The sequence below is a fragment of the Oceanihabitans sediminis genome, from assembly GCF_003337215.1.
Classification (GTDB): Bacteria; Bacteroidota; Bacteroidia; order Flavobacteriales; family Flavobacteriaceae; genus Oceanihabitans; species Oceanihabitans sediminis.
On sequence record NZ_QPIG01000001.1, the window covers coordinates 108,954 to 134,429 of the forward strand.

Below are 25,476 nucleotides of genomic sequence, written 5' to 3' on the forward strand. Positions count from 1 at the left end.
GTTAAAACTCACTCCACAAGTATATTAAATACAACTTCAATTTAAACAATCTCAAATAAAAGTGATCAATCATAACAAAAAAACTCTTCTTAAAAAATATCTCAAAAAAATTTTATAAGAATTAAATTTATCATTATAATTATACTGAAAATCTTCCTTAGCACTACTCCTAAACTATACAAAAAGTGAAAATGACAAAATTTCAAATAAATGACCCTAGCTTAGAGTCCCAATGGAGAGCGTTAATTTTATTTGGAAAAAATAGTGCCACCTATAAGTTTGCTTTTGCAAAAAGTCTATTAGAACTAATAGATAATGAAACAACAAAAATTTCTTTGTCCGATTTATCAAAACCCTTTTCAAAAAATATTATTGAACATCTAAAACAAAATGACAAACAAGGTAACTCAAAATCAAGTAGTTTTTTAGATGTATGCAGAGATCATATAAAAGGAGAAGTTACAGATGAAGAATTGTGGCATAAAACTGAGAAATTAGGTTTCAACAATGTAGTTGATGCTTTTCAAAATATAAACGGAGGCCAAATACCAGATTTGTTTTATGAGAAGAATTATAAAGGAGGAAACAAGGAGATTATAATAAAAGATAATCTCTTGAAGCTAAAGGAGTCTTTTCACTTTCAGAACTTTGATCAGGAAGTAGAAGCTCGATGGAATTTAGTTGAAACAGCCTGGAACTTAAACCTTAACCCCAAACTTCTTGAGGTTAAATATGATGAAGAAAAATCTTTATTCTTTTTAGAAAACAGTTTAATGAGAAGAACAGATATTACCTCTGTTAGAGATTCATTAAATGGTTATCAAAAAGGAAAATGTTTTTATAGTTTTCAAGACATATCTGTTGTAAGTGGTTCAGAAAATTTATGTGATGTGGATCATTTCCTTCCTCATTTAAATAAATCCTTTCATAATGAACTTGGAGCTAACATTGATGGGGTATGGAATCTTGTGTTGGCCGATAAGAATGTAAATAGAAATAAATCTGCCCGTATTCCAGAAAGAAGATTCTTAGAGAGACTATATAATAGAAATGAATTTTATATTGAAAGTAAACATCCTTTAGCTGAAACTATTATTAATCAAACAGGAAGCACAAAAAAGAAAAGAATAGATTTTTTAAATAAACAATATCAAATTGCTCTAAATTCTGCTATTATAACGTGGAAGCCAGAGATAGAATTAAAAGGAAATTTTTAATGAGTGTATTTAGCAATATCGAAAAAGAAAGAAAAATATATCAAGGAAAGTATTTTTTCTTAATTGAGGATGGTTTTCCTGTATCACCAGGCCATATTTTAATAATATCTAATCAGGAAAAATTAGATTATTTTCAATTAGAAGATAATGAAAAAGCGGAACTAACAACTTTAATTGATAAGGCTAAGGAATTAATAGAAAACAAATATAGCCCTGATGGATATAATATAGGAATGAATTGCGGTGAAGCTGCTGGGCAATCTGTAATGCACTTTCATTGCCATGTCATTCCAAGATATATTGGCGACATGGAAAACCCAAGAGGAGGCGTTAGACATTGTGTTGAAGGTAAAGGAAATTATTAAAAACACATATTTCCTTATTTATTAATAAAGGACCATTGACTCGTTTACGCCAAAAAATTAATTGAGTGTACCTAAAAGGAAAGAATAGTTTTTGTTAAGTTTATGAAATTGAAAGAATATACTAACATAATTTTTAATAATTAAAAGACAACGAGTAATGGCACATAATTCAGAAGTAGAAGAGCTTTTAATGGAAACAGTATCCGGATTAATCCGCTCAAGAAGAAAAGAGCTAGGCATAAGTCAAGAGCAAGTTGAGTACATGGCCTTTGGAGTAAACTCTAAAAGTAAGTGGGTTTCTAGAATAGAGAACGGAAAACGCAAAGGAATGACGCTAAAAACTTTAGCGAAGGTTCTGCATACTTTAAAGGTTGACATTAAATTTGAGCCTCAAGAAATTTAATGAGACCTATATCAAAACAAAAAACGCCCCTAGAAATAGAAGGCGTTTTTTTGCTCAAAAATCAAATCAAAAGACAACTAATTAAAATCTTTTCCTTTATCCTCCATTAGCTCCTTAAGCATACGTTCGATTTTATCAAGTCTATTAGGAATATCGGCTATTCTTTTTATAAACTCTACTTCCGGATCCGACTGAACATTCAAAATATTGATTTGAGTTTTAAGGTCTTCTCCTGTAAGTAAAACCGGGCCTTCTCCTGAACTCAAATAAGACATACTTACATTGGGGAACACTTGAACTATACGCTCCTTCATACCACTTGACAACGAGTTCACTCCATTGACTACATGATATACAGATGCCGGACTTTTATATCCAAGCTTTAAACTTAAAGAATGCTGCTTTAAACCAAGCGCATTAATAACATTCTTTAAGATTTTTGAATCATTTTCGTTTACTTCTTCTTTCATTAGTTTCTTGAAATTTAATTATTTACTTTTTATCCCTAGTTTCGTTCAGTACAGAAAAATACTCAAACTTAACCTTCTTAATCTAATGTAGTACAACACCTTCTTTTTTCCAACCACAAACAGACATTATAACCTCGTTTGGTACTGTTCCGTATATATTGGTAGTAAAAGAGTAACTCCCTGTATGCTCGGAAATTTAAATTGTTTTAGATATAAACAAACTTTAAATTTAGTCACTTTCTTTTCTAGGTAAACATACAAATTACTTATATGTAAGGTTTATTTGCAAATAAGACGATTAACACTGTTTAAGAACCATATTTATTTAACTCATCACACTCTTCTTTAGTTAAAAAAGCATTACAGACACTAAGTTCTACTAAAACATTATTAATCACATTGAAATACACCCCAAATTCTTTAGCGTAAACAACATCATAATAAGCATCCTTTGACTCTTTTTCATAATAACGCTTACTATATTCATACCTATAAGCACTGATAGAGCTACCAAATTCACACCCCATACATTTGCTTAATCTGGGTTTGGAACTACCTAATAAAACAACTCTAGCCTCATCATTTTTTAAAGAATTAAACTGATGTTTTAATTGTCCTATAAAATTTTGACATTCATCTAGATGATAAATTTGATATTCTCTGAATATGCTTTCGATTTTTATAAGATCCAATGAACGTAATGCATCATCAACAACTTCAATAAACTTTTTTGAAGTTGAAGGAGTAAAATAGTCAACTAATGGTCCGGCATTTTCTAATTTTGTAATCATATAAAGTATATAATATTAAAAATAATAAATTTAAAAAACATTACATTATGCTGCGTCGCTACTACCGTACATAGAGTTATTATGAACGTTAGTTATCTGATTTCTCCACTCTTTCTTACCAGACTGAATAATCTTTACACCAGTAAATCCTAATGTATTACGCTCATCATCTACTGGATAATTGCTAATTAAGATTCCATATTGATATGGATTCTTTTTGAAAAAAATATTACCAAAATCTGACTCTAGCGTACAATTCCAGTTTTTATATACACGATTGCTGGATTGATTATATCCGGATGCAATACGTACTGTAACTCCTTTTTGATTAAAGCGTATTCCCTTGGTAGAAACATCATAAAAATGTGATTCAAAATAATCCAATAAACGAAGGTACGCCTCATCATCAATAAACGATAAAGTTTCCCGTCCTTCCTCTGTTAACATCTGTTCATAAGACAAGGTATCTATGTCCTTCACTGGTATAAATGAACCCTCCGCTTGCATTTTCACAAACTTGGTATGCGTGCTTAAGCCTTTCACATTCTGATTAAAGAGATTATTACGCCATTCTTCATCCGCAAAAATCTCCCAATCTTGTTCAAATTGCGCATAATGCTGTAATAGCCCGATGCTTGCCATTAACTTAAATTTTCGGTTTTTATGATATCCGCAAAATCGACCTGTGATTCCCTGAGCACCATTAGCTAATTGTTTATCTCGTGGCTCTATACCAAAACGCACTTTCTCTTTAAGAATACCTAAATCTTTCCCTGCTGTAAGCGCTTGCACAATAATTAAGACAACTCTTTGACCTCTTTTCAGTATTAAATCTGAAAGCTCTTTTATCCCCTCATTTATACTAAAATCACAATCTGCATCAGAGCCAATCAATATTGTGGTACATTCTTTTGTATAACTCTCACGCAACAACCTTCTTAACTCTATTGCTCTGGACGTATTTGACTCTCTAATAATACCTAACCCACTGTCAAAAGTGTTTAAAAAATTCACATATTCTAACGTTTTAGGATGAATAGTATAGATCTTTTCGCCATCAACATCTTGAGCTTGTATTGGTCTAAACCCTTGAGGTATATCTTCAATTACATCATCCTCTAACATTTCAGAAATTCCGTAGTATTCTGGTGGTCGGACACCAACAATTACATCCACATCAGACGCACCTGTAAATTGAGCATCCAAAATATCATATGGTGTTGCACTAACAGCTAAAAGTTTAATATCAGGAATGCGACATCTCAATTCTGAAAAAAAGGCTAACTCAAAAGAGGATTCTATTCCAGAACCATACTGATCCTCATCGCGTACAATTAACTGCACGTCATATTCATTAACCACTTTATGTGGGTTAGGATGATTAAAGAAATCACTCATTTTCATAACCTTTAAAACCGAAGGCTTCATAGCCCCAGTGACGCAGTCATAAAATTCGCGTTCAAGTACGCGACAATTTTGGTCATACAAATCTGTATCTCGCATACTAGTTACAAATAGAATCGACTCGTACTCCTTAATCATTCCTATTACAGGTAAAACATAATTACACAAAAAATAGATTGTTCCGGATTTACCACTTTGCATAGATGCAACAAAAGCCATATTCTGGTTGCCCTCTTTTACAGAAAGCCCAATACGAAGAGCATTAATAACTTGATTCGGGAAGATACCGGTTCTTTTCGCGTTATTTAATGTGTCTACAATATTCTCTTCTAGAGTTTGTGGTGCGTCTAATTGCTGAAGAAGAGTTTCTATCTCAGCGTCCCAAAAGTTTTGATAAGCAGTCATATTAACAGAATTAAAGATTAATACTGCAATAATACAACAGGACTATGCAGTGTAATTGCACAATTTAATGACTGACAACGTTATTTATTATTTAGCTTCTTTAAAGTCCTCTAATATTTTAAAAATTATATCGGCTTGCTGCTCGGTAAAGACTCCATCAATACCCAGACTATGATAGTTTTTAAATGGAGAATCATATAACTTACTTGGCTCTATTTTACCATTTGTTGTTAAGAATTTCTTTATAGTGTCTAGAAATTCTATTTGCACAGCATTTAATTGATAGTCGTTTATGAATTGTGCGAAAGATTGGTCTACTTTCTCTGAACTAAGCCCCATTAATGAGATAATAAATTTTACTAAATTGAATTGCGAACCTAATTCTTTCTCAATAGTTTCCTTATCAATACCACCTTTAAAAAGCATGGCTTCTAAAGCTTGAAGTTCTTCTTTTGTAATGGTTTCTGCTTTTCTAATTCTAGCTATTGTTATATGATTTTCGTTTTCGCGAATTAATTGCTCGAGACGATATACATTGTTTTGAAACGGAGAAGGTGTATATGTATCTTCTTTAGGTTCACTAATAAAGTCACTTATTTTTACTTGATCCTCTAGAATATGATCTTCAAAATCTGTTGTCACATAACGTTGATCTTCTGGGTCTATATATTTGACAAGTTCACGAACTGCTTTTCTTAATTTTTCTAAATGTACAATACCCTCTATCCCCCAAAACTCTTCCTCTAAAGGAGCTTTAATTATGTCCTCCTTTTCTTTTACTGCTGGAATAGTGGTTTTCTTTAAAAGTTTCTTTGAGGTGTTTGCGACTTTAGAAATAGGTAACATAAAACTATTAATATACTCCTCCTTATTTGGTGTTTCTAATCGCTTTGCAATTAATGTATATAAAAGCTTATCGTAATATCTCGCTAAATCTGAATCTCCTTTTTGAGGTTTTACTAATGGCGCTAATTTCTCTTCAATTCGCTTGACATCTCGTTTAGATAAATGGTTCCAAAGCTCTCTATTTCCATTGCCAAATTCGTATACAATTTCCAGCTTCATTTTCACATCAAAACGTTCAAGATTTAATCCATCTACATCTCTAAATAAACCATCTAACAACTCTATTTTAAAAGCTTGCAAAGACTCGTCCTCTTTAAATTGACTGCTTTTTAAATATTCAGCCAGACGCAATCGGATGCCAAATAATATCTCGGTTAAACTTTTTTGTGTACTTGCTTCAATACCTTCCGGGTTTTCGCTAAAGAACTCAAAGTTTTGGCATAGGTCGAAAATCAAAAAATGTGTTTTATCCTTTCCAGGACCAAAAAGATCTGGGCGTAAACGGGAGCCACGACCAATCATCTGCCAGAATTTTGCATATGATTTCACGGGTTTATAGAATACCAGATTTACACAACTAGGAGCATCAATACCCGTATCCATCATATCAATAGAAATTGCAATTTGAGGTAAACGCTCTTTCTCTTCGTCGCAAAAGCGATTGATAAATTCTTTAGCTTTAGGTATATGATGGGCGATGACTTTTACATAATCATTGCCATATAACTCTTTGTCCAACTCCATAAAGATGTCTTTAAGAAACTGGGCATGTTTTCTGTTTTTAGCAAATATGATGGTCTTTCCTAATTCATCTCCCCCACGTTTTTTAATCCCATTTTTAATTAGGTATTGTAATGTTTTAATAGCTGTAGGTTTATTGAATAACCATGAGTTTAATTCTGAAGACGCAATCCACTCATTTCCTGTAGCTTCTTCCCCATCTAATATCTCTTCTTCAAATTCTTCTTTTTCTTCTTCTGAAAGCTCTTCGTATTTTATTCCCTCTCTTAAGAACTTGGTAGGAACTTCAATTGATTTGTATGGACATAAATGTTTATTCTCTACAGCTTCTTGAAAGGTGTAGGCATCTGTAGGCGTTTTATCTGCCAGGCCAAACATGTGATATGTGTTTTTATCTATACTGTTTTTAGGTGTTGCTGTTAGACCTAAAAACAAGGCGTCGAAATAGTCAAAAATAGCTTGGTATTTTTTATAAATCGAACGATGGGCCTCATCAATAATAATTAAATCGAAATGACCTACCCCATAAAAACGAGCTTCTTCATCTCGATTTCTATCGATTAAGCCCATCATAGTTGAATAGGTAGAAAAAGCGATTCTAGCATCTGGGTTGTCTTTATCTTCTAATAGATTAACACTTGCGTGTTGCGGTAAGAATTTAACAAAGCTCCTTTTAGCTTGTTCTACTAAACTAATTCTATCGGCTAGAAATAGTATTCTTTTTGCCCAATTACATTCTAATATAACTTTAGAAAAAGCTATAGACACTCTAGTTTTACCTGTTCCTGTTGCTAAAACTAATAGCGCACCACGATTGGTTCCTATTAACTGACCATTAGTTTTGTCGTTACCGGAAAAATGCTCGGCTATACTTTTAATAGCGCGCATTTGATACGTACGCTCTACAATTTCAGTATCGATTGGAGCTGTACGAATGTCTTTGCGATGTGTACGACGAAAAATAACTGTTTGTAATTCGGATTTTGTATAAAAGCCGTGTACTGGCCTTGCTTGTTTATAAAACTGATCGTCCCATAAGAATATTTCGTACCCGTTACTATAGTACATTACAGGTCTTTGGCCATGCATTTTCTCTAGGCAGTCTGCATACAATTGCGCTTGATTTTCCCCTTTTGTAGCACTCTCTAGTGTTTTTTTTGCCTCTACTAATGCTAATGGCAAGCCATTATCATCCCAAAGAACATAATCTACATAACCTATTCCGGATTTGTTTGTGGACTTAGGCATGTGCTGCACCTTGTATTCTTTATCGTTGACTCCTCGTAAGTCCCAACCGGCTTCGCGTAAATTTACATCGATGATATATTTACGAGTTTCGTGCTCGTTACGTGGATGCTGTACCTGATCTTGTGTATTTGCCTCTACTTTATTGGCTTCAATTTGTGCCTGTAAGTCTTCAATTTGCTTTTTAAAGAGTTCGTTTTTCTCTGCTAACTGCTGCCTTTCTTCTTCTTTAGTTTTTAATTGCTCTTGAAAATTTGACAACTCCTTGTCGAGTTCCTTTTCAAGCGCCTGAATTTGCATTTTAGACAATTCAGCATCTCCTTTCTTAGGAATGAAATCAAAATTAAAAATACCTAAATCTGAAAATGTTTCCTTTGCATAGGATTTTGCAAACCATTTAGCGAAATAAAATAGATACTCTATTGTATTATGGGAGTCTACATCGTTTACTGGTTTGTTATGAGCCGCAAGATTTCCTATTTTTTTTATTAGGTGTAACTCTTTATAGAGCTTGTTATTGAATTGGGCTTTAAATTCTTGTTGAATTAATAAGTTGTGTAATCCTTTATCATAAGGCAGCTCTAATTCTCTGTCGTTTGTGTACATCCAGTTCACTGCAACTTCTAGCGCCATACGGCTATAGAACAGCGAGGCTCTTGGATCTGTAATGACCAATTGCTCTGCTTTTTTTGCTCTTTCGTAAAAGACTGCAAATTCTGATTCTAAAAACTGAAAATTTGTATTCATCTGACTAATATACTAATGTGTACGTAAATATTTACATCTTGCTAAAAAGAATAACGTGATGATTTTCATTTAACTTTCTCCTATCTTTTTACTCTTGCTACTTTTTCTAATGCCCCAGACATTAACTCATTAAATCTTCCCCAACTTTTTCTTGATTGCCTTTTAATTTGATTACCATCATTAAACTCATTGAAAGATACATTAGCCTTTTCAACATAACTTAGGTAGTTTCCCCAATCGTAACGCGTTGTTTTAGTCTTACCATTAAAAATTTGTCTTCTTTTAGCACCTTTGTAAGTGAAACGCTTGAATAATGAATTTTTATGGATTTTGTCGTCGGTAGTATCAGCGTTAATAGTTAAAGAGATTGCTCTTTTAAAAGCTCGCTTCATTGAACGGTTAAATTTTGAATAACCAGCTGTTTTAATTAAAGCCCGTTGTCCATTATACTCAAAACCTAAATACTCTAAAGTCTTATTTTTCTTTACCCCAGTTACTTCATCAATTTCATAACCCTTAAATTTACCTTGTTCATGTTGAAAGTGATATACTTTTGTTTTATCTGCATGTATTTCTAATTTCGCTTTATCCTTGACTAAAGACCGTATTCGCTTAATAGCTTCTACTTGCTGTTCTCTTGGCACCACTATAATTAAGTCATCACTATAGCGTTGATAAAACCCTTTTACAGCATCACTATCTATATAATCTTGAACTTCTTTGTCAAAATCTAACATATAAATATTAGCCAATGTTGCACTAAGTGCTGTTCCTTGAGGTATCCCTTTTGTTTTAGTAGTTTTTGAAATTAAATGCAAACTATTTTTTAAAAACTCCGTTTTATCACAGTATGCTATGGCATTATTATCTTTTAAAAACTGCTTACGTTTAATTGGCTTTTGTCTAATTCTTGCTTTTTTAGGGTTGTTTTCCGTTTTTGTTTTTATCCAAATACGGTCTTTATAATTCCGAAATAGTAAATTTTCATTTACATATCTCATATCTATAAGAGATTTGTAAACTCTATAATGGTCTTTGGGTAGTGTTTTTGAACCATTCCAGACTTCTGCCCATTTTTGTTTGAGAATTTTATGATCTAAACTGTCAAAGAATTTAGTAACATCTGCAACTATAACAGTTAGCTCTCTGTCATTATTATCCTTTATAAATTGAAAGGTTTCTAAAGCAAAATCTATATTGCATTTATGTTTGTTTTTTTTGCCTTCAATTTCAACTTTCCTGTAGGCTACTATAGATTTATCGAAACTCTTAGTTTTAAGTAAATCATTATATTTTTTAGAAAGCAGGTAACTATAATAAGAATAAATTTGAGCATCAAAATGACTAGCGAAATATATTTCTCTTGCTTTTGGTCTAATAGCTTTGACTCTTGTACGCTTTTTGCTTTTATTTAATAGTCCTTCTGTATTGGCTCTAAATTTTCTTTGGAAGATAGTTCTATGCAAAAAAGGAAGAAAGCTATGTTTAGCTATTTTAGCATCATCCATAATATAGCCTTCCAATTTAGAGATATCTTTACGCTCTAAAGGAAAACCTATATGTGGATATTTTTTAAATTTTATCCAAGGATGTTCTTCTACTTTCTTCATAATAAAAATAAGGGTCGAGATTCGCTAGTAGCAGGCTTATGATTGAACAATGCTCTGTCGGCAATTGCACCATTACTGGTGGTTACCACTACACTTTTCAGGTATAATAATTGCTTATATTGTGATAGAGGTCATTAATATAACATATCAACTTATGAACAACATTAAACTAAACAACTTAACAAGCACATTTCTGGCTGTTTTATCAATAGGAGCAGAAATTAATCAAACTTCTCTTGACATTGGTATTTAGCACTCACTTGACGTATATCTCAAGCAATAGTAATTGTGCGAAACGTTCTTCTCGGCCACTCGACCCTGTTCTTTTATATTAATATTTCCTTTTATTCATTCTTTCCTTTTTTCTCTAAAAGCGCTTTTTGTTTTTGTAATATATAAATTGCTTTTAATCTTACTTTTTCTTCCTCTATAAGGTTTTCAAATTCTGAAATAACCTCCGCTCTATAGTCTTGATTAAAAGCAGTAAAATCTAACTGAAAAGCAGTTATAACTTCCTTGTAATCATTAATTTTCTTTGTGCTTTCAATTATCCTATTAACATATTTAGTATCCATGGTTTTCTTTTTTTTTTACACCAACTCTCCTTTAAACGCTTTTTGCAATAAGCAATTAAACAAATCTTCACTTTCTTGTAACTCTTGTTTCGCTAACTTTTTTTGTTTTTCGATTAAGTCTATTTTTTCAGCGAATTGATTTTGAAGTTCAATTGGTGGTGCAATGAATGGAAATTTTTTAAAGCTTGCCATTGGTGGAAAATTAGGTATTCCGGCTCCTCTATTGGCTCCAAAATGTTTATCTCTAAAATTCTGTTGCGTAAAATGAAAGACAAAAAAGTCTTTTCTCATTTTTTGTTCATCTAATGTGACCTTTAATAAAGCTTGATTGATAATACCTTTTTTGGCATCTTTAGGTATAATTGCAAGTTTACCTAAATATACACCAGAACAGCTTATAATTATATCACCTGGTTTAACTTCGAATCCTTTTAATCTTTCAAAATTTTCATCATCAATAAAGTACCTCTCAAAATTGAAATCATTATTTAAGGCATGGTATTGCTCGTAAACTAAATAACCTTGTTCAACAAAAATTTCTTTTTTCAAAGCACCACCAAAAGGACCTCTTTTTATTGAACCTTTTTCATTTACTACCAATTGTTCTATTGTCTTCGTTTTCCAATTATTTGGATTATTCACAACATCCCCAAACATCTCCAAAAAGATAGATTGCGCTAGCAAATCGTATTCTTTAAGTAGTTGTGCGGTTTTATCGCGTAAGGCTGCTGCATTGTCTAAAATGCTGGCTATTTGCTTTTGGGTTTTTAGTGGTGGATTTGGAACTCTTATATTTTTCAAACCCGTTCTAGTTATTTGAGGTTGTGCAGAACCAGATATTACATCATTCAAACCGCGCGAAATTAAAACATACTTAAGAAAATTTAAATCATATTCTTTACTTAGGTCATCTAAAGCCATTGCATTACCGTTGATATAAGATTTTGGCTCACTAACGTTTATCTTACCACAAGTCGCACCCCTACATGTTATCAAAACAGTTGGTTCTTCGTGAGTATAATTCGAATAATAGCCGATTATTCCATTAGCTCCGTAAACTGGATAACCTGAATCAAGTAATTTGCTACTAGAAATCGTTTTCCATTGCTTCGGATTACATATTTCTGTAAGAAGAATAGTTTCCATTATAGACTTTTTTGTAGTTTTTCCAATAAAAGGTTTCTGACTGAATTTGTTTCTTTAATTCGTTCTAATATTTCAGAAGGCGCATCATATTCCACTTCTTCATATACAATTTCTTTGTATCGGTTAATGGATAAATCCCAGTCATTTTCTTTAATTTCTTTTAAAGGCACTAAGAAAGATTGGGAGGTACGGTCTGCATAGTCATGTGTACAAGTACCACTCATAAACTTATCTAAACCTAAATTTTCTGGTACATCTTGCACATGCAATAACTCGCCTTTACTACTATGCATTTTACCCCAATACTCACTTTTTAAGTATCGGTAATGATCTAAAATCTGTGGCAGATTAAACTTCGCATGTATGGTGTCTTGTTTTTCTTTTTTATTAGGTAAAAAGTCATATCCGTCTTCTTTGTCATCACCTTCTTTTTTTGGCTCATCTGCACTTGCATCTGCATCTTTTATAAGCTCTTTTCTTTTCGCAAAGGCATCACCAAACGCAAAATCATTAAATAACTCTGCATCTACCAGTAAGTTTCGTTTTTGGTCTAAAGACTTTCCGTCTGCTTGCATATCGTAAAACCACACGTTATCTGTACCTCCATTATCGGTTTTTGTAAAAATGATAATAGCTGTACTTACACCAGAATAGGGTTGAAAGACACCAGAAGGTAAGGAGATTACCGCTTCTAGTTTATGATTTTTTACAATTTCTGAACGGATACTTTTAAATGCTTTACCTGCACCAAAGAGCACACCATCTGGTACAATTACTGCTGCACGACCACCTTTTTTTAATTGGCGTAGCATTAGGGCTAGGAATAGGAGTTCGGTTTTTGTGGTATCGGTTACGTTACGTAATCCGGGCGCAATACTTTCTTTGTCTATGGTTCCTTTAAAAGGTGGGTTTGCTAGAACTAAAGTATAAGCATCGCTAACTGTATTATCTTTACTTACTGCATCTACATCTACAATATTAGGTTCTTCAACTCCGTGCAAAAACAGATTCATAGACGCAATACGTAGCATGGTAGCATCAAACTCGGTACCATTGAACATGGTTTTGTTTATATGCTCTTTATGTTTGTCTAAATCGGTAACGCTATTGTGTTTGTCTATATACTCTTTAGCTGCAACCAAAAAACCTGCAGTACCTACAGAAGGGTCACAAATGGTGTCTTCTAGCGTAGGCTGCATCATTTCTGTCATTAACTTAATAATGTGTCTTGGTGTACGGAATTGCCCAGATGTTCCTCCTCCTTCTAGTTTAGATAATAGATATTCGTAAATATCTCCTTTAATATCTTGTTTTGACATATCAACTCGCTCTAGTTTTTCAATTACTAGATCTAGTGTTGCTGCCTTATTGATACCGAAAGATGCATCTTTCATGTAGGTACTAAACAAACTTTTTTCGCTTCCTAAACTACGTATAAAAGGGAAAATACCATCTACAGAGTTATTAAAAATTTCGTGACGTGCTTGCACGTCCATCTCTTTTAGGTTCTTCCATCTAAAATTTTGCTGGTCTTTACCAAAAATAGGACTAAAGTCTTTATTAAGTCGTTTTGCCATGCGCTCGTTGCGCGTTTCGGTTTCATCTAAATCTTTGATGAATATTAGGTATGTTAATTGCTCAACGATGGTGATGGTGTTGGATATTCCACCAGTCCAGAAGGTATTCCAGATTTGGTCTATTTGTGATTTTAATTCTCCTGTAATCATGTTATTTAATATCTATACTTTTAAATTAAATTATCAAATTTTTGTTTCATGGTAGGATTACCATGGGTTAATTTCTTAATGGTTAAGTCGTCTGCTTTATTGTTTGCCAAACGTAAGTTATTTACCGATGCTAGTAAAGCATCTTTTGTTTTTTGTAAATGGGTCATTGTTTTATCAATTTCCTTTATAGCATCTCCAAACTGGCGACTTGCTAAATCGTAGTTTCTTGCAAATCCTTTTTTAAAATCATTTATCTTGTCTTCAAAATTGGTAATATCTATATTCTGATTCCTAACAATACTTAACTCTGCTTTATACTGCAAGGACTTCATTCCTGCATTTCTTAAAAGTGTAATGATAGGAATAAAAAACTGAGGCCTTACCACATACATTTTCTCATATTTGTAAGATACATCTACAATTCCGGTATTATACAGTTCATTATCCGACTCTAATAATGATACTAATATAGCATATTCACAACCTTTATCTCTGCGATCTTTATCTAGTTTTGCAAAAAAATCCTCATTTTTCTTTTTGGTTGCTGTATGGTCGTTTTCATTCTTCATTTCAAACATTATTGAAATGATCTCATTTCCGTTTTCGTCTAGTTCCCTATAGACATAATCGCCTTTAGTCCCTTGCGAAGTATCATTATCTTTTTCGAAATAAGCGTTTTGGAATGCCGTTGCTCTTAACTTGTTAAACTCTGTCTCGCAATGCTGCTCTAGGGTTTCCCCTATCATTTTAGTTGACAGCTTTTGTTTATAGTCTTTTAATCGCTCGATCTCCTCATCCTTCAACTTTATGTCTTTAGCTACGTGATCTAATTCTCGTCTGAAGTCTTCCTTTAAAGATTTTTCCAGGTTTATCTTTTCCGATTCCTTTAATTTTAAATCGTTAGCAAGTTGGTTCCTTTCATTTTTTAGTTCATTAACCGCTTTTTGAAGTTCCAATTGCTTTTGTAATTCCGAGCTTTCAATCTTAGCTTGTAACTGTCTTATCACTTCTTGTTGCTTAGACAGCTCCTCTGCTAATTCTGATTTGCTTTTATGTTTTAAAGCTTCAATTTCACGCTGTTTATCTGCCAACTGTTGTTGGAAAGCTATTTTTAATTCAGATTCTTTTAACTGAAGTGCAGTTTGTTTTTCCTTACTAGCAGACTCCAAACGATTATTTAATTCGTCTTGAAATTGCTGGTCGCGTACTTGCTTAACAATATCCGTGTAAACAGAATCATCTACCTTAAAAACTTCTTTACAATTTGGGCATTTTACGTTGGTGTTCTCACTCATAGCTTTATTTATTATTGATTATAGCTCAAATTTAAGAATGAAGTGTGCGGGGTGACTGCATAGTTATTACGACACTTTGTATTTACTGGCAAAAAATGGATACAACTCTTTTAACAAAGCCACTCCATTCTCAGAAGATTCAATAATTATGATTTTATCACCAATTTTATTATTACGTTCTACGTAACCTTTATTTAATAAATATTTATCACAAAAATAATTGCCATTATCATCTTGAGCTATTATGCCCTTATGAAGAAATTCCTCTTCTTTCTTTAACTCCCATTTTGCTTTATTTCTTTCAATATTCGAATTATCATCGATAAACTCCTTCATATAGTCAACAATATCCAGTAGCAGATAAATAGTGCTCTTATAAAGGTTATGATTTTTACTTAAAGATAGATATTCATCCGCTCGTAGTTTTTTTCCGTTATCATGAGATCCATCCTGAGTTATATTTAATATTCTATAAATGTTTTCAGCTACCATGGGGTGAATCAATTCACTGTAATACTCGTAACTAGTATTTTGCCCTGATAGGAAGTAACTTGAACCACTGATTCCTCCATGAACGTGACGAATTTCATCTGGGATCAATCCGATTTCATTTAATTTATCTAAAATAGCTTCCATAATCTTTCTTATCGGGTTCAGCATATCTTGAGCTAACTTAATTTTTTCTGGATTTTCTATATCTTTTATGAGGCCAATCATTCTTTCAAAATGATTTGCTCCAATATATTTATTTGTGCAAATTTCAAACTGATTTGGGTATTTATGTTTCAACTGTGTGATTTCTTGTTGATCAGCAGCCGCTATAACTTTTTCTATAAACCCCTTATTATCAACACCTTTAATTACAATAGGCACATTAAATCTTTCAACCCATTTTATATCCCCTTTATATTCCAATTTGTTTAACTCACCAGTAAAAACAAAAACAGGAAACCATTTTAATTGCCTTAACTCAGAAATTTTATTAAGAGAATTAATTAAGCCATCAATACTATGTTCTTCATTCTCACTTTCATTGTAAGCAAGACCATCCAATATCACTGCATCGAAATAGTTCGTTTTCATACCTGACTCTAATATAGCCATCCCTTCTTTTGATGTTTTGTAATGAACAAGCTCAATTCCATTTTGATAAGCAAGCCTATCAAAATCTTTGTTAAAATCATCATCAATCCACAGAACTTTATATTCTTTCATGTTTTTCTAGTTTAAACATTACACCTACTTTAAATTCTTCGTTTTCATTATTAATTAAATCCCATTTCAAATTGTGAGATTTTGCAAATATGCCAACATGCCAGCCCCCGATACCAGTGTTACCGGTTTTACCAGCTTTCATAGATTTTGTACTATAACTTTGTTTAGTTACTCCCTTTGGTAAAGGATCACCATTATTTTCCAAGAGTAAGTCAATGTATTCTCCGTTATCTTTCAATGTGATTTTAAAAACATTATTTTTTGAATTACCGCCAAACCCATGTCTTATTGCATTATTTAGAACACACTTAAAAGCATTTCTAAGCTGACTTTTATCTGCATATATTTTAGTGTAAAATTCATCCTCATCATAAGACTCTACAATACTGAAGGACTTGCAGGATTCTCTTTTGGCTAATTGTTTTATGAATAATTTCACATCAAATACTTCTTTTTTTATATCTTCTACAGTATTGGATAATGAGTTAACCTGTTCAGAGATAACCCTAACTGTATCTGTTAAAGAGTTTAATAGTATATCCATGGTAGTACCATCTCTTTTATCTAAGACAGTCCCTAATTGTATACCATTTGTACGAGAATTAAACTCTCCTTTAATATATTCAACAATAGAATTTAAGCTTGAAACATCTTGATTTAACATATGACGTTTAGAGCTTAGATCAGCTTCTTGTTCTTTCTTGAAATTATCGAGTTGTTTTTGATATCCCGATTCTAAAACTAATTTTTGAAAACGTATTTTCTTTTCACGTTTTACAATATCACTTTGCTGACTCGTTAAACTAGGCACATCTATGATAAGTGATTTGATATCTTTTTTATTAATATACTTTATTGCTGCGCCCTTTAAAAAACCAAGTAATTGCCTTTCAACATAGTCTTTATTTAGTTCCTGAACTAAAAAATCTACTAAAACTCTATTTTCATCAACAGTAAAAATTGCAACATTCTTCTGAATAGCTATTTCTTGATTTAAAGTATCAACAAATGACGGTTTCAAGTCACCCCCTATAGTAGATAAAAGTAAAGCTCTTCCATTAAATAGAACATGATTTTTAAGATTCCCTCTTTCTTCTAATTTTGAAATATCAATTTCAAAATTATCTATGTTATTAGATAAATCTTTAATGCTAATAGCTTTCAATAATTCCGAAGGTTGAGACTTATTAATTTTTGCCGGGACAACAAACTCATCCAATCGTTTAGGGTTTGAAAGCTCCCCTTCAGTTAAAATGTCAAAATATTGAGACGGATATAAGCTATATTTCTTTTTTCTTATCTCTTCTAAGGTAACTATTCTAGAAACATCTTTAACCTCTACAAAGTCATTATAAATATGGTTTATTTTATTTATAGATTTTTCTGAAAAATACGATCCTTTTACTAACCTTTCTACTAAGGAATCTGTTTCAATCATCAATACACTGTCTGTGTTCTTTGCTTTATTTAAAATCCAAATGCAAGTCCTTATTCCAGTGTAATTTATTATCCCACTTGGCATCGTGATAATAGATTCAACGAAATTATTTTCTAATAACTGTTTTCGAATCGCAATTTCTTCTTTTTGAGTTGCAAACAATGAACTCTGACCTAATAAAATGACAGCTTTCCCTTTGGAATTAAGAAGATGAATTGCGTGTTGTACCCAAGCTAAATTCGCATTATTTTTATGAGGTAATCCATACTTAAATCTTGGATCTAATGGACTTACATCTCTACTCCAATTAGGTACCTTAAAAGGGGGTTGCATAATTACAAAGTCAGAATCTAAATTTGGAAATTGATTCTCTGCTAGAGTATTTTTAGCTTCACCAAATTGAAATGAATTTTTATAATTAAATGCGAAACGTAGCTTTGCGATAGCCAGCACAGATCTATCTAGTTCTTGTCCGTAAAATTGAAATTTTTTCTGAGGATAAGTATCGGCAATTTCCTGAAAAAAACCACCTGAACCACAAGTTGAATCTAAAACAGAACCTTCTGTTGGCGCTAATAATTGAACCATTAATTTTGAAACTGAATCAGGTGTTGTGAAACTGGTTACGTTTCTTCCTTCATAATCAGAAAACCTTGTAAGTAAGTTACCAATAAGTTTAGAGAAACTTAAATCATCTTGTGGTAACTCAAGACTTGAAGTTATTTCAAAAAGCTCCCTAATTATATTTAAATCATATTCACCTTTGAATTTTCGGCTAAAATCAAAAAGACTAAATGTATCTTTAATCTTATCATTTTGATCCTCTACTGATCTGAAAGCTTCGATTAGAAGGTCCAAAAAATTGAGATTTCGTGAATTTTCAGCTAGATAATCCCAATTAGCCTTTTGCGTTACTGAAATTTCATTTATTGGGTTATTTGAACACTTATCACTTGCATACTTTAAGAATATTAAAGAAATCACTATTTCTCTAAGTTCTTTTATATCCTTACTTCCTCGAACATTGTTAAAAAAACTCCAAAAATTATTTTCTAGACCACTCATTAATCACAATTTTAAAATTACTCTACAAATTAAAGTCATAATAATGCAAAGTAATTGCATAGTTAATTTAAATAATATTCACTCATTTTTCTCGTATGTTCACTCAATTGTTCTTTAAGCTTTTCTGGTGCTAAAACTTCAACATCTTTACCGTAAGATAATAACTGCTGAACCAACTCATTATTTATAATAGTTTCGAACCATACTTGATCTTGTTTATCATCTTCAAAAAACTCTTCGTAATCTGGATGGAATGGTTTTGTTTTAAAATAGTTTTCTCTACCATTATAAAACCGTAAAATCACTTTTTCTATTGGAGCATTTAAAGGCCTTACGACACCTACCATGGTTCTGAAAAAATTATTCCAGTCCGTATCTGACTCGACATACTCAACATCTTCAAGAACATTAAACCCAATAATTCTTTCATCTAAAGGAATACTCCATTGTTTGATTCCTTTCGAACTATTTAGCCCAAATACAAACCATCGCCTATTATATTGTTTTAGAAGGTACGGATGAAAATCAAAAACACTCGATTGCTGATCTTTGAAGCCTTTATAATTCATTTGAAGAACTTCTTTTTTCTTAATAGCTAAATAAAGTGGTTTCAGATGTTTAATTCCCTTATATTCTTCATTTTGGTCGTAAAATAAAATTTTTGAATTATCAGTTTCTGGGTCTTCTTCATCCTGAAACTTGATTAAAGCCTCCGCAAGTTTGTTATATTTTGGATGGTTTTGAAATCTTTCCAACAACTGTTGGGCGGCATCAATTAAATATTGCTCCTCTTTTAGTAAAGATTTTTGTGCTATTGAGTAATTGGGGTTTGTATATTTTAAGATTCTTATTTTTTCTGGTAATGGTGCAGCAAACCCATTTTCTTTATCTCTAAACACCTTAAGGTCTTCTCGTAAAGTTCTTGTAGATATACCTTCTCCCGGATAATATTCAGCAATTCTTTCATTTACATACCTCAACAATTCTTCAAAATTGTAAGATTTATTACGAAAGCAATAATCTAAAATATTATATCTTAAATGTGCGTGGGTACTATTTGCCATTCCATAATTTTTTGAAAACATTAAAAATATAACTTTTAAACTATAAAGTATAATTGCAAATGATATAATTCAATTGTTTACATCTTACGCCTAATAAATTATGATCTTCTCAACTTTAACAAATAATTCAATTGCTGTATTTCTTGTTTCAATAGTTCAATATCCTTTTTTGTAGCAGGCAAGCTATTTGGCATAAACATCTTTTTTGCAGTGTAGATAGCAGCATCAGCTGCTACAGAACCTAACGCTACATTTTTAATATCCGAAGCAAGAGCCCCTTTAGTTTCTTTTTTTTGATTTGCTAAAAATTCCACTTTATTTTCTAACTCCACAAGTTGTTTACTAATTAAATCAGGAGCCATTAATTTATCTTGCGACTCTACCTCTTTCTTTTCTTTTTGGTAATGACCAGAAATATATTTGTAGTTATTACGCTTATAACTTGCTTTTGTTTTACAACTTGTAGTGCAGTAAACATGATTACTTCTTCTTGATTGAAATGGCTCATAACAATGCTTACAATTTTTAATTTTTTTCATGTTTTTGTCGTTGATTTGGTTATTAATACGTTAAATAAGGTTTAATTTAACCTTTTACTATGTTCTTAAACTTGGACCTGAAAAAGTTATAACGTTAAACATTTCGAACAACCTATCATATATTCTGTGTCCATACCTTACTCCCATCGCTTCAAGTGTTTCATCAACATCATTTGATGAGGAAGCAAAGTTTGCAGTTGCATAGGTTACTAACTTTTTTTCATACCTATTAGATAGCAAATTTCCTACTACATCAAAAATGCCATAATTACTTGCGTTATTCTCTGCTCCTAAATCATCTATACAAAGTAGTTTTCTTTCTTTATCCGAAAAAAAATATTCTTTTTCCATAGGAGTTGAACATTTTTCATAATCGCTAACAAGAGATTTTGAACTATAGACCTTAAATCTTAATGGATTATAGAACTTAAATACTCTTTCAAAAACCTTAAAATAGTCTGTTTTACCTATACCTACTCCTCCAATTATCAATAAACCTTTATTGAAGCTTGGTGTATTCAAACCTTTTATAAGATTGCTACAATTGAAAAACTCTAAGTCATTTAAAAAATAATAAAACAACACTTTAATATTTTTGATTGTATATGCATTTTCAATAAAATGCTTACCATACATATCAAAAAAAGTGTACTTAAAAACTTTCCATAATTCTTCTTTAGTTGGTGGATTTGGTTGCTTGATCACATTTTCATCAATAATGTTTTTCACTCCTTGCATGTTACTAAACAATTGCCCTACAGATTGTGTATCGTTGTATCTCATTTTAAGCTAACTTTCTATTGGTTTGTAATTCTGTTTTCTGATTGTATCTGCTTATCGTAGTCCTCTCATTTTCTTTCCATTTATTTAAGCGTGTTTCAATTTCAAAAAATTGCTCTTTTTCAAATCTCATTTTTGTTTTATCTGAATTTAACTCACTCCAATAATTAAAAAAGGATTCTAAAGTTTTAATATTAAAATTAGAGAAAGAGAAAACCTGCTCTCTAAATATTTTTTTTCTATTTATTATATTATTATTTTTATTATTAGTTGTTGCTATTTGATTGTTAAATGATTGTGATTCGTTTGCTAAGCGATTGTCAAATCGTATGCTATTTTGTGTGCTACTTTGATTGTCAATGTTTCCATAATTGACTTCTGCTACAAAATCATTTAAATTAGGGATAGAAATTTTAGTGTAACTGGTTGTGGTTTCAATAGCTAAAGCACTTGTCAGTTCTAGTTTTGATAAAGCAGTCCTTACTTTACTAACTGTAAGTCCAGTTTCAACAGCTAACCTCTCATAAGAAGTAATAAACTCTCCTTTCCTTACAACGATTCCTTGCCACTTTTTATCACTATAATTAACTTTAATTAAGCAATGAAAAAAAACCTTACATGCATTTAAGTCTGTATACCATTCCCAGTCCACTATCCCGCGTAACAACATAATAAATCCTGAATTTGTCATTTTTACCTATTTTTAATTCTAATAAACTATCTATCATACAATTTCAACATACCTGTGTTCACCTCTAAATCTTTAGATTTTTGAACAAGAAATCTTGAGCATCCTGTTCTGTAAAAACAGGCATTCTTTTTTTCTGTTTTTTATTAATTGATTTAGGTTTTGGTAACACATCAAGTGTAGACAATTTTGTCTCCAGCAAACAATATAGCCTTACCAATTCCTCTTCCGGAAGTAGCTTAGTTATTTCCATTACTGTTGATGCGTCCATAATCCCCTTAAGAAAACAGCTTATTAGGTGTTTGTTATTAATTATTTAAGACAAACATAACACAGCACTTTTTTGGGGTGTGCCGATTTGCGCACCTTTGCGCACCTTTGTGCCGGTTTTTGCCGATTTGCGCACCTTTGATCCGTTTTGCGCACCTTTGCGCACCTTTGATCTGTTTTGCACACCTTTGATCCGTTTTGCACACCTTTGATCCTTTTGGATTTGATCCAAGGCTTTAGAAAACTCCTAACAATACAGGAATAGATCTTAATACAGAAATGATCACCTGAATTTCATTATATTAATCAATACTTAATTAATATAAATTAGAAAATCCTTAAAAAACAAAGGCTCAGACCTTGGTAATAACCATGGTTCTGAGCCTTTATTCTATGTGGCAAAATAATCTAAATTAAAAATTAAACTATAGCTATCATTTATAAAAACGAGAAAAATCTTCTGGCAATTCTGCATCAATATCTCTTAGGTAACTTTCTAATGCAGACATAGAAGAATGACCTGTTATAAGCATCAGTTTACTTTTAACAGCATGTGGTGACATATTAGGCTCTTTTGATATTTTCTTATAAAGCTCTGTAGTAGCTGTATGCCTAAAGCTATGTAAACTATAATCTACACTTAAGCCAAAATGTTGTTTTACTTTTTTAAATCGATTTGTAAAATACTCACGTTTAGACCCTTCCTTAATTTCCCATTCCCCACCTATTTGAGATTTTGTAAATAAGTAATCCGAAGGTGAAAACGAACTTAAGTCAGGTATTTTATCTAGTAGGATTTTAGGAATAATTTTTTCTTTCACTAACTTATTTTTAGCTTGAACATGCATTTTATTATCAATTAGATTTATATCTCCTATTTTAAGTCTACACACCTCTATTGGCCTTAAAAAACCATAATAAATAAAGTCAACAAAAAGAGATAAAAGAGGATCGTTTTCCTCCATATATTCTTTTATATCTCTAAGCTGTGTTGAATTATAAGACTTATTACGTTTAGCTTTTGACGTAAGTTTATTTATTTCTTTTACAAAGTTATTGTGTAATACATCATTGTCTATTAAGGTTTGTATAAAAGTACTAATATCAGTTCTAGCGTTGTTTCGGGTTCTAGCGCTAGTCTTTTGCAATACTTGATTTAAATATTGTATCACAATCTTTTTATTGATCTTATCAATTGAATCTGTTTCTTTAAATCCATTCTCATATAGCCATCTATAAAATTGATTTATTCGACTTTTAAATTTTGGAAATGAATTACTATTAAGGACTTGTTCTTTAGTATCTAAAACTAATTTTTGCGCCTCTACAATCGTAATATTCTCCTCCTTAGCAGCAACATCTTTCACTTGTAAAGTTTCTTTAGGTATAGCTCTAATAACTTCAACTGTTTTTGGAGCATCGTTAATGATTGGTTTTGGCTCCTCCTTAACAACTATTTTCCTACCACCCATTAAATTATCTCTAACATGTGAATTATCTTTTAAGTAAGGATTATATCCTGCATCAAGAATATCTGCAAGTTTACGTTGAATAGGTTTTAGAATAGCTAATCTTTCTTTCCTTGTCTTATAACTATTAGCAGATGCTTTAATTCTTTTTTGCTGTATTAACTTACCTGTCTCAGGATTTCGAAAAGAATAATACACATACCATGGTTTACTAAGAGCTGTTTTTTGCTCTTTTTTGGTAAGCTTAGACCAGTTATTAATATCCACACCTCCTGTGTAGATTTTAGGTTCATTGTAGTCGGGTTTCATAGCAAAATCATGTACTGAATCATGTACCTGCAATATAAAACTTAAAATTGAAGACATAAAAAAAAGGGTTGTGAATACACAACCCTTTGATTTAATTAGCTTTAAGCTTCGTAGCGGGAACTGGACTCGAACCAGTGACCTTCGGGTTATGAGCCCGACGAGCTACCTACTGCTCTATCCCGCGATTTATATTTAGAAATGATTGTCTTAGCTTTTAACTTTCGGTTCATAATGCCGACTCAATCATTTCCGGTTGCAAATATACAACGCTTTTTCGTTATTACAAGGAAAATTCTAAAAAAGTTTATTGTTCGATATTTTTCACTTGAATATCAACTAATTATGAGTTATTAAATTGAACAATAATCTCTATTGGATTACAACACACCTCGCAATCTTCAATATAAGATTGTTTTTTTATGCTAGTATCTACAAGCATCAATATTTCTAGCCAACAATAAGGGCAAGAAAAACTGCTCTTTAATAAAATAAAAATAGGCAAAATAAATTTTGCCTATTCTATAAGTAAGTATATCTATATTAATCTGTTGCAATAGCAGATTCTGAAGCAAATTGAAACTTTGTTAATATATCTGTAGGGTCCTGTTCTATTAAGCTTGCTACATCACTATTTGTTAAGTTATTGTCACCTAACATTACGGTTCTTAATTCTTTAAGGTTTGCTAATTCATATGGCAAATACCCCGACAAATTATTGCTTGTTAAAATCAGCTCTTTTAGGTTTACAAGACTACCAATTTCTGAAGGAATTTGACCTTCTAACTTATTATCTATCAAACTTAGTTCTTCTAATTGGACTAATTCACTAATCTGTGTTGGAATTGATCCTGTTAAAAAGTTACTTCCTAAAATTAATTTCTTAAGATTTTTTAAACTACCAATAGTACTTGGAATTTCTCCTGTTAAGTTATTACTAAACAATTCTAAAACTTCTAAGTTTGTTAACTGGCCTACAGCCTCAGGAATACTTCCATTAAAAGAGTTCATAAATAACTTTAAAGTTCTCAATGCTCTTAAATTGAAAAGGGATTCTGGTAAATTCCCTTCTAATTTATTAAAACCTAAGTTTAATTCTTGGAGCGAAACTAGATTGCCTATTTCTTGAGGCAGTTCTCCTTGTAAGTTGTTCATTTGTAAGTTTAGTCCTACAACCTTATTGTCTTTAACTGTAACTCCATACCAAGAAGATACTGGTTTTTGTAAATCCCATGAAGTATTCCACTCTGCCCCTTGTGTTGCATGATATATACTAACCAATGCATCTCTTTCTGCTTTTGAAACATTTGCTGTCGCAAAAACACAAACAAAAAGACAGATTATAGTAAGTTTAAAATTCTTCATCCTTAACTGATTTGGGATTAATTTTATACGAATCTAAAAGATATATAGATTAAAAACAAATTTATTCGATGAAGTGCACAGGTTTATAAAATGGCTTTAATTTTATTACATAAAAAAAAGCTTTGTAAACTGCTCTCTTAACAAGTTTAACTATATGATAATAAGTAAATAATTTCTTTTTGTTATTTATGAGTAAAAACTCCAATAACCCAAAAAGGGTTACACAAGTTATATCTACTATATACATTTCTACTTAGGGTGTTTTACACATAACAAATACTACATGTAAT

21 protein-coding genes and 1 tRNA gene are annotated in these 25,476 nt (G+C 31.7%); 3 read left to right on the top strand and 19 right to left on the bottom strand.

Annotated features, from left to right (window positions below; all coding sequences use genetic code 11):
• Nucleotides 1-191 precede the first annotated feature (191 nt).
• The 3 genes from DU428_RS00495 to DU428_RS00505 all read left to right on the top strand — a co-directional run bounded on the left by DU428_RS00495 (nt 192) and on the right by DU428_RS00505 (nt 1,985).
• Nucleotides 192-1,217 carry an HNH endonuclease domain-containing protein gene (locus tag DU428_RS00495; RefSeq protein WP_113965551.1) on the top strand — a complete coding sequence of 342 codons (1,026 nt, stop codon included), beginning with the start codon at nt 192-194 and terminating at the stop codon, nt 1,215-1,217.
• The gene (locus DU428_RS00500; protein ID WP_113965552.1) at nt 1,217-1,582 is read left to right on the top strand and encodes an HIT family protein; all 366 of its coding nucleotides are present in this window, start codon (nt 1,217-1,219) and stop codon (nt 1,580-1,582) included. The genes DU428_RS00495 and DU428_RS00500 overlap by 1 nt, the downstream gene beginning before the upstream one ends.
• A gap of 157 nt (nt 1,583-1,739) precedes the next feature.
• Entirely contained in the window at nt 1,740-1,985 is a 246-nt protein-coding gene (locus DU428_RS00505) for a helix-turn-helix domain-containing protein (RefSeq protein ID WP_113965553.1), read from the top strand.
• Nucleotides 1,986-2,062: 77 nt separating this feature from the next.
• Here DU428_RS00505 and DU428_RS00510 read toward each other — a convergent pair whose 3' ends face one another.
• The 19 genes from DU428_RS00510 to DU428_RS00605 form a co-directional block, all read right to left on the bottom strand.
• Nucleotides 2,063-2,455, bottom strand: coding sequence for a helix-turn-helix domain-containing protein (locus DU428_RS00510; protein WP_113965554.1), 393 nt, complete (start codon nt 2,453-2,455; stop codon nt 2,063-2,065).
• Nucleotides 2,456-2,763: 308 nt separating this feature from the next.
• On the bottom strand, nt 2,764-3,246 hold the full coding sequence (locus DU428_RS00515) for a hypothetical protein (protein ID WP_113965555.1): 483 nt from the start codon (nt 3,244-3,246) through the stop codon (nt 2,764-2,766).
• Nucleotides 3,247-3,291: 45 nt separating this feature from the next.
• A complete protein-coding gene (locus tag DU428_RS00520; RefSeq protein WP_113965556.1) occupies nt 3,292-5,055 on the bottom strand; it encodes a hypothetical protein in 1,764 nt (587 codons plus the stop codon).
• 87 nt (nt 5,056-5,142) lie between these two features.
• Nucleotides 5,143-8,634, bottom strand: coding sequence for a DEAD/DEAH box helicase family protein (locus DU428_RS00525; RefSeq protein WP_113965557.1), 3,492 nt, complete (start codon nt 8,632-8,634; stop codon nt 5,143-5,145).
• A gap of 80 nt (nt 8,635-8,714) precedes the next feature.
• Entirely contained in the window at nt 8,715-10,244 is a 1,530-nt protein-coding gene (locus DU428_RS00530) for a reverse transcriptase domain-containing protein (RefSeq protein WP_113965558.1), read from the bottom strand.
• A 344-nt stretch (nt 10,245-10,588) separates the two neighbouring features.
• The gene (locus DU428_RS00535; RefSeq protein WP_113965559.1) at nt 10,589-10,819 is read right to left on the bottom strand and encodes a hypothetical protein; all 231 of its coding nucleotides are present in this window, start codon (nt 10,817-10,819) and stop codon (nt 10,589-10,591) included.
• Nucleotides 10,820-10,834: 15 nt separating this feature from the next.
• A complete protein-coding gene (locus DU428_RS00540; protein ID WP_113965560.1) occupies nt 10,835-11,965 on the bottom strand; it encodes a restriction endonuclease subunit S in 1,131 nt (376 codons plus the stop codon).
• Nucleotides 11,965-13,692 (bottom strand): type I restriction-modification system subunit M, encoded by a 1,728-nt coding sequence (locus DU428_RS00545; protein WP_113965561.1) that lies wholly within the window; start codon nt 13,690-13,692, stop codon nt 11,965-11,967. Before DU428_RS00545 ends, DU428_RS00540 begins: the two co-directional genes overlap by 1 nt.
• A 20-nt stretch (nt 13,693-13,712) precedes the next feature.
• Nucleotides 13,713-14,987, bottom strand: coding sequence for a DUF2130 domain-containing protein (locus tag DU428_RS00550; protein WP_113965562.1), 1,275 nt, complete (start codon nt 14,985-14,987; stop codon nt 13,713-13,715).
• A 66-nt stretch (nt 14,988-15,053) separates the two neighbouring features.
• Entirely contained in the window at nt 15,054-16,202 is a 1,149-nt protein-coding gene (locus DU428_RS00555) for a hypothetical protein (protein WP_113965563.1), read from the bottom strand.
• On the bottom strand, nt 16,189-18,705 hold the full coding sequence (locus DU428_RS00560) for an N-6 DNA methylase (RefSeq protein ID WP_113965564.1): 2,517 nt from the start codon (nt 18,703-18,705) through the stop codon (nt 16,189-16,191). Before DU428_RS00560 ends, DU428_RS00555 begins: the two co-directional genes overlap by 14 nt.
• A 62-nt stretch (nt 18,706-18,767) precedes the next feature.
• Complete coding sequence (locus tag DU428_RS00565) at nt 18,768-19,769, bottom strand: helix-turn-helix transcriptional regulator (protein WP_113965881.1); 1,002 nt, start codon at nt 19,767-19,769, stop codon at nt 18,768-18,770.
• A gap of 98 nt (nt 19,770-19,867) precedes the next feature.
• Nucleotides 19,868-20,308, bottom strand: a complete 441-nt coding sequence (locus tag DU428_RS00570; protein WP_113965565.1) for a hypothetical protein — start codon at nt 20,306-20,308, stop codon at nt 19,868-19,870.
• Between the two features lie 57 nt (nt 20,309-20,365).
• Nucleotides 20,366-21,091, bottom strand: coding sequence for a P-loop NTPase family protein (locus DU428_RS00575; protein ID WP_113965566.1), 726 nt, complete (start codon nt 21,089-21,091; stop codon nt 20,366-20,368).
• Nucleotide 21,092: 1 nt separating this feature from the next.
• On the bottom strand, nt 21,093-21,779 hold the full coding sequence (locus tag DU428_RS00580) for a hypothetical protein (protein WP_113965567.1): 687 nt from the start codon (nt 21,777-21,779) through the stop codon (nt 21,093-21,095).
• A 701-nt stretch (nt 21,780-22,480) separates the two neighbouring features.
• The gene (locus tag DU428_RS00590; protein ID WP_243633429.1) at nt 22,481-23,881 is read right to left on the bottom strand and encodes a tyrosine-type recombinase/integrase; all 1,401 of its coding nucleotides are present in this window, start codon (nt 23,879-23,881) and stop codon (nt 22,481-22,483) included.
• 54 nt (nt 23,882-23,935) lie between these two features.
• A tRNA-Met gene (locus DU428_RS00595) sits at nt 23,936-24,008 on the bottom strand.
• Nucleotides 24,009-24,164: 156 nt separating this feature from the next.
• A complete protein-coding gene (locus tag DU428_RS00600) occupies nt 24,165-24,326 on the bottom strand; it encodes a CPXCG motif-containing cysteine-rich protein (RefSeq protein ID WP_317047487.1) in 162 nt (53 codons plus the stop codon).
• 38 nt (nt 24,327-24,364) lie between these two features.
• The gene (locus DU428_RS00605) at nt 24,365-25,186 is read right to left on the bottom strand and encodes a leucine-rich repeat domain-containing protein (RefSeq protein WP_113965569.1); all 822 of its coding nucleotides are present in this window, start codon (nt 25,184-25,186) and stop codon (nt 24,365-24,367) included.
• Nucleotides 25,187-25,476: the final 290 nt, after the last annotated feature.

Bases quoted from the DNA above. Each gene is read 5' to 3' on its own strand.
- DU428_RS00495 (WP_113965551.1), top strand. From the start codon at position 192: ATGACAAAATTTCAAATAAATGACCCTAGCTTAGAGTCCCAATGGAGA.
- DU428_RS00500 (WP_113965552.1), top strand. From the start codon at position 1,217: ATGAGTGTATTTAGCAATATCGAAAAAGAAAGAAAAATATATCAAGGA.
- DU428_RS00505 (WP_113965553.1), top strand. From the start codon at position 1,740: ATGGCACATAATTCAGAAGTAGAAGAGCTTTTAATGGAAACAGTATCC.
- DU428_RS00510 (WP_113965554.1), bottom strand. From the start codon at position 2,455: ATGAAAGAAGAAGTAAACGAAAATGATTCAAAAATCTTAAAGAATGTT.
- DU428_RS00515 (WP_113965555.1), bottom strand. From the start codon at position 3,246: ATGATTACAAAATTAGAAAATGCCGGACCATTAGTTGACTATTTTACT.
- DU428_RS00520 (WP_113965556.1), bottom strand. From the start codon at position 5,055: ATGACTGCTTATCAAAACTTTTGGGACGCTGAGATAGAAACTCTTCTT.
- DU428_RS00525 (WP_113965557.1), bottom strand. From the start codon at position 8,634: ATGAATACAAATTTTCAGTTTTTAGAATCAGAATTTGCAGTCTTTTAC.
- DU428_RS00530 (WP_113965558.1), bottom strand. From the start codon at position 10,244: ATGAAGAAAGTAGAAGAACATCCTTGGATAAAATTTAAAAAATATCCA.
- DU428_RS00535 (WP_113965559.1), bottom strand. From the start codon at position 10,819: ATGGATACTAAATATGTTAATAGGATAATTGAAAGCACAAAGAAAATT.
- DU428_RS00540 (WP_113965560.1), bottom strand. From the start codon at position 11,965: ATGGAAACTATTCTTCTTACAGAAATATGTAATCCGAAGCAATGGAAA.
- DU428_RS00545 (WP_113965561.1), bottom strand. From the start codon at position 13,692: ATGATTACAGGAGAATTAAAATCACAAATAGACCAAATCTGGAATACC.
- DU428_RS00550 (WP_113965562.1), bottom strand. From the start codon at position 14,987: ATGAGTGAGAACACCAACGTAAAATGCCCAAATTGTAAAGAAGTTTTT.
- DU428_RS00555 (WP_113965563.1), bottom strand. From the start codon at position 16,202: ATGAAAGAATATAAAGTTCTGTGGATTGATGATGATTTTAACAAAGAT.
- DU428_RS00560 (WP_113965564.1), bottom strand. From the start codon at position 18,705: ATGAGTGGTCTAGAAAATAATTTTTGGAGTTTTTTTAACAATGTTCGA.
- DU428_RS00565 (WP_113965881.1), bottom strand. From the start codon at position 19,769: ATGGCAAATAGTACCCACGCACATTTAAGATATAATATTTTAGATTAT.
- DU428_RS00570 (WP_113965565.1), bottom strand. From the start codon at position 20,308: ATGAAAAAAATTAAAAATTGTAAGCATTGTTATGAGCCATTTCAATCA.
- DU428_RS00575 (WP_113965566.1), bottom strand. From the start codon at position 21,091: ATGAGATACAACGATACACAATCTGTAGGGCAATTGTTTAGTAACATG.
- DU428_RS00580 (WP_113965567.1), bottom strand. From the start codon at position 21,779: ATGACAAATTCAGGATTTATTATGTTGTTACGCGGGATAGTGGACTGG.
- DU428_RS00590 (WP_243633429.1), bottom strand. From the start codon at position 23,881: ATGTCTTCAATTTTAAGTTTTATATTGCAGGTACATGATTCAGTACAT.
- DU428_RS00605 (WP_113965569.1), bottom strand. From the start codon at position 25,186: ATGAAGAATTTTAAACTTACTATAATCTGTCTTTTTGTTTGTGTTTTT.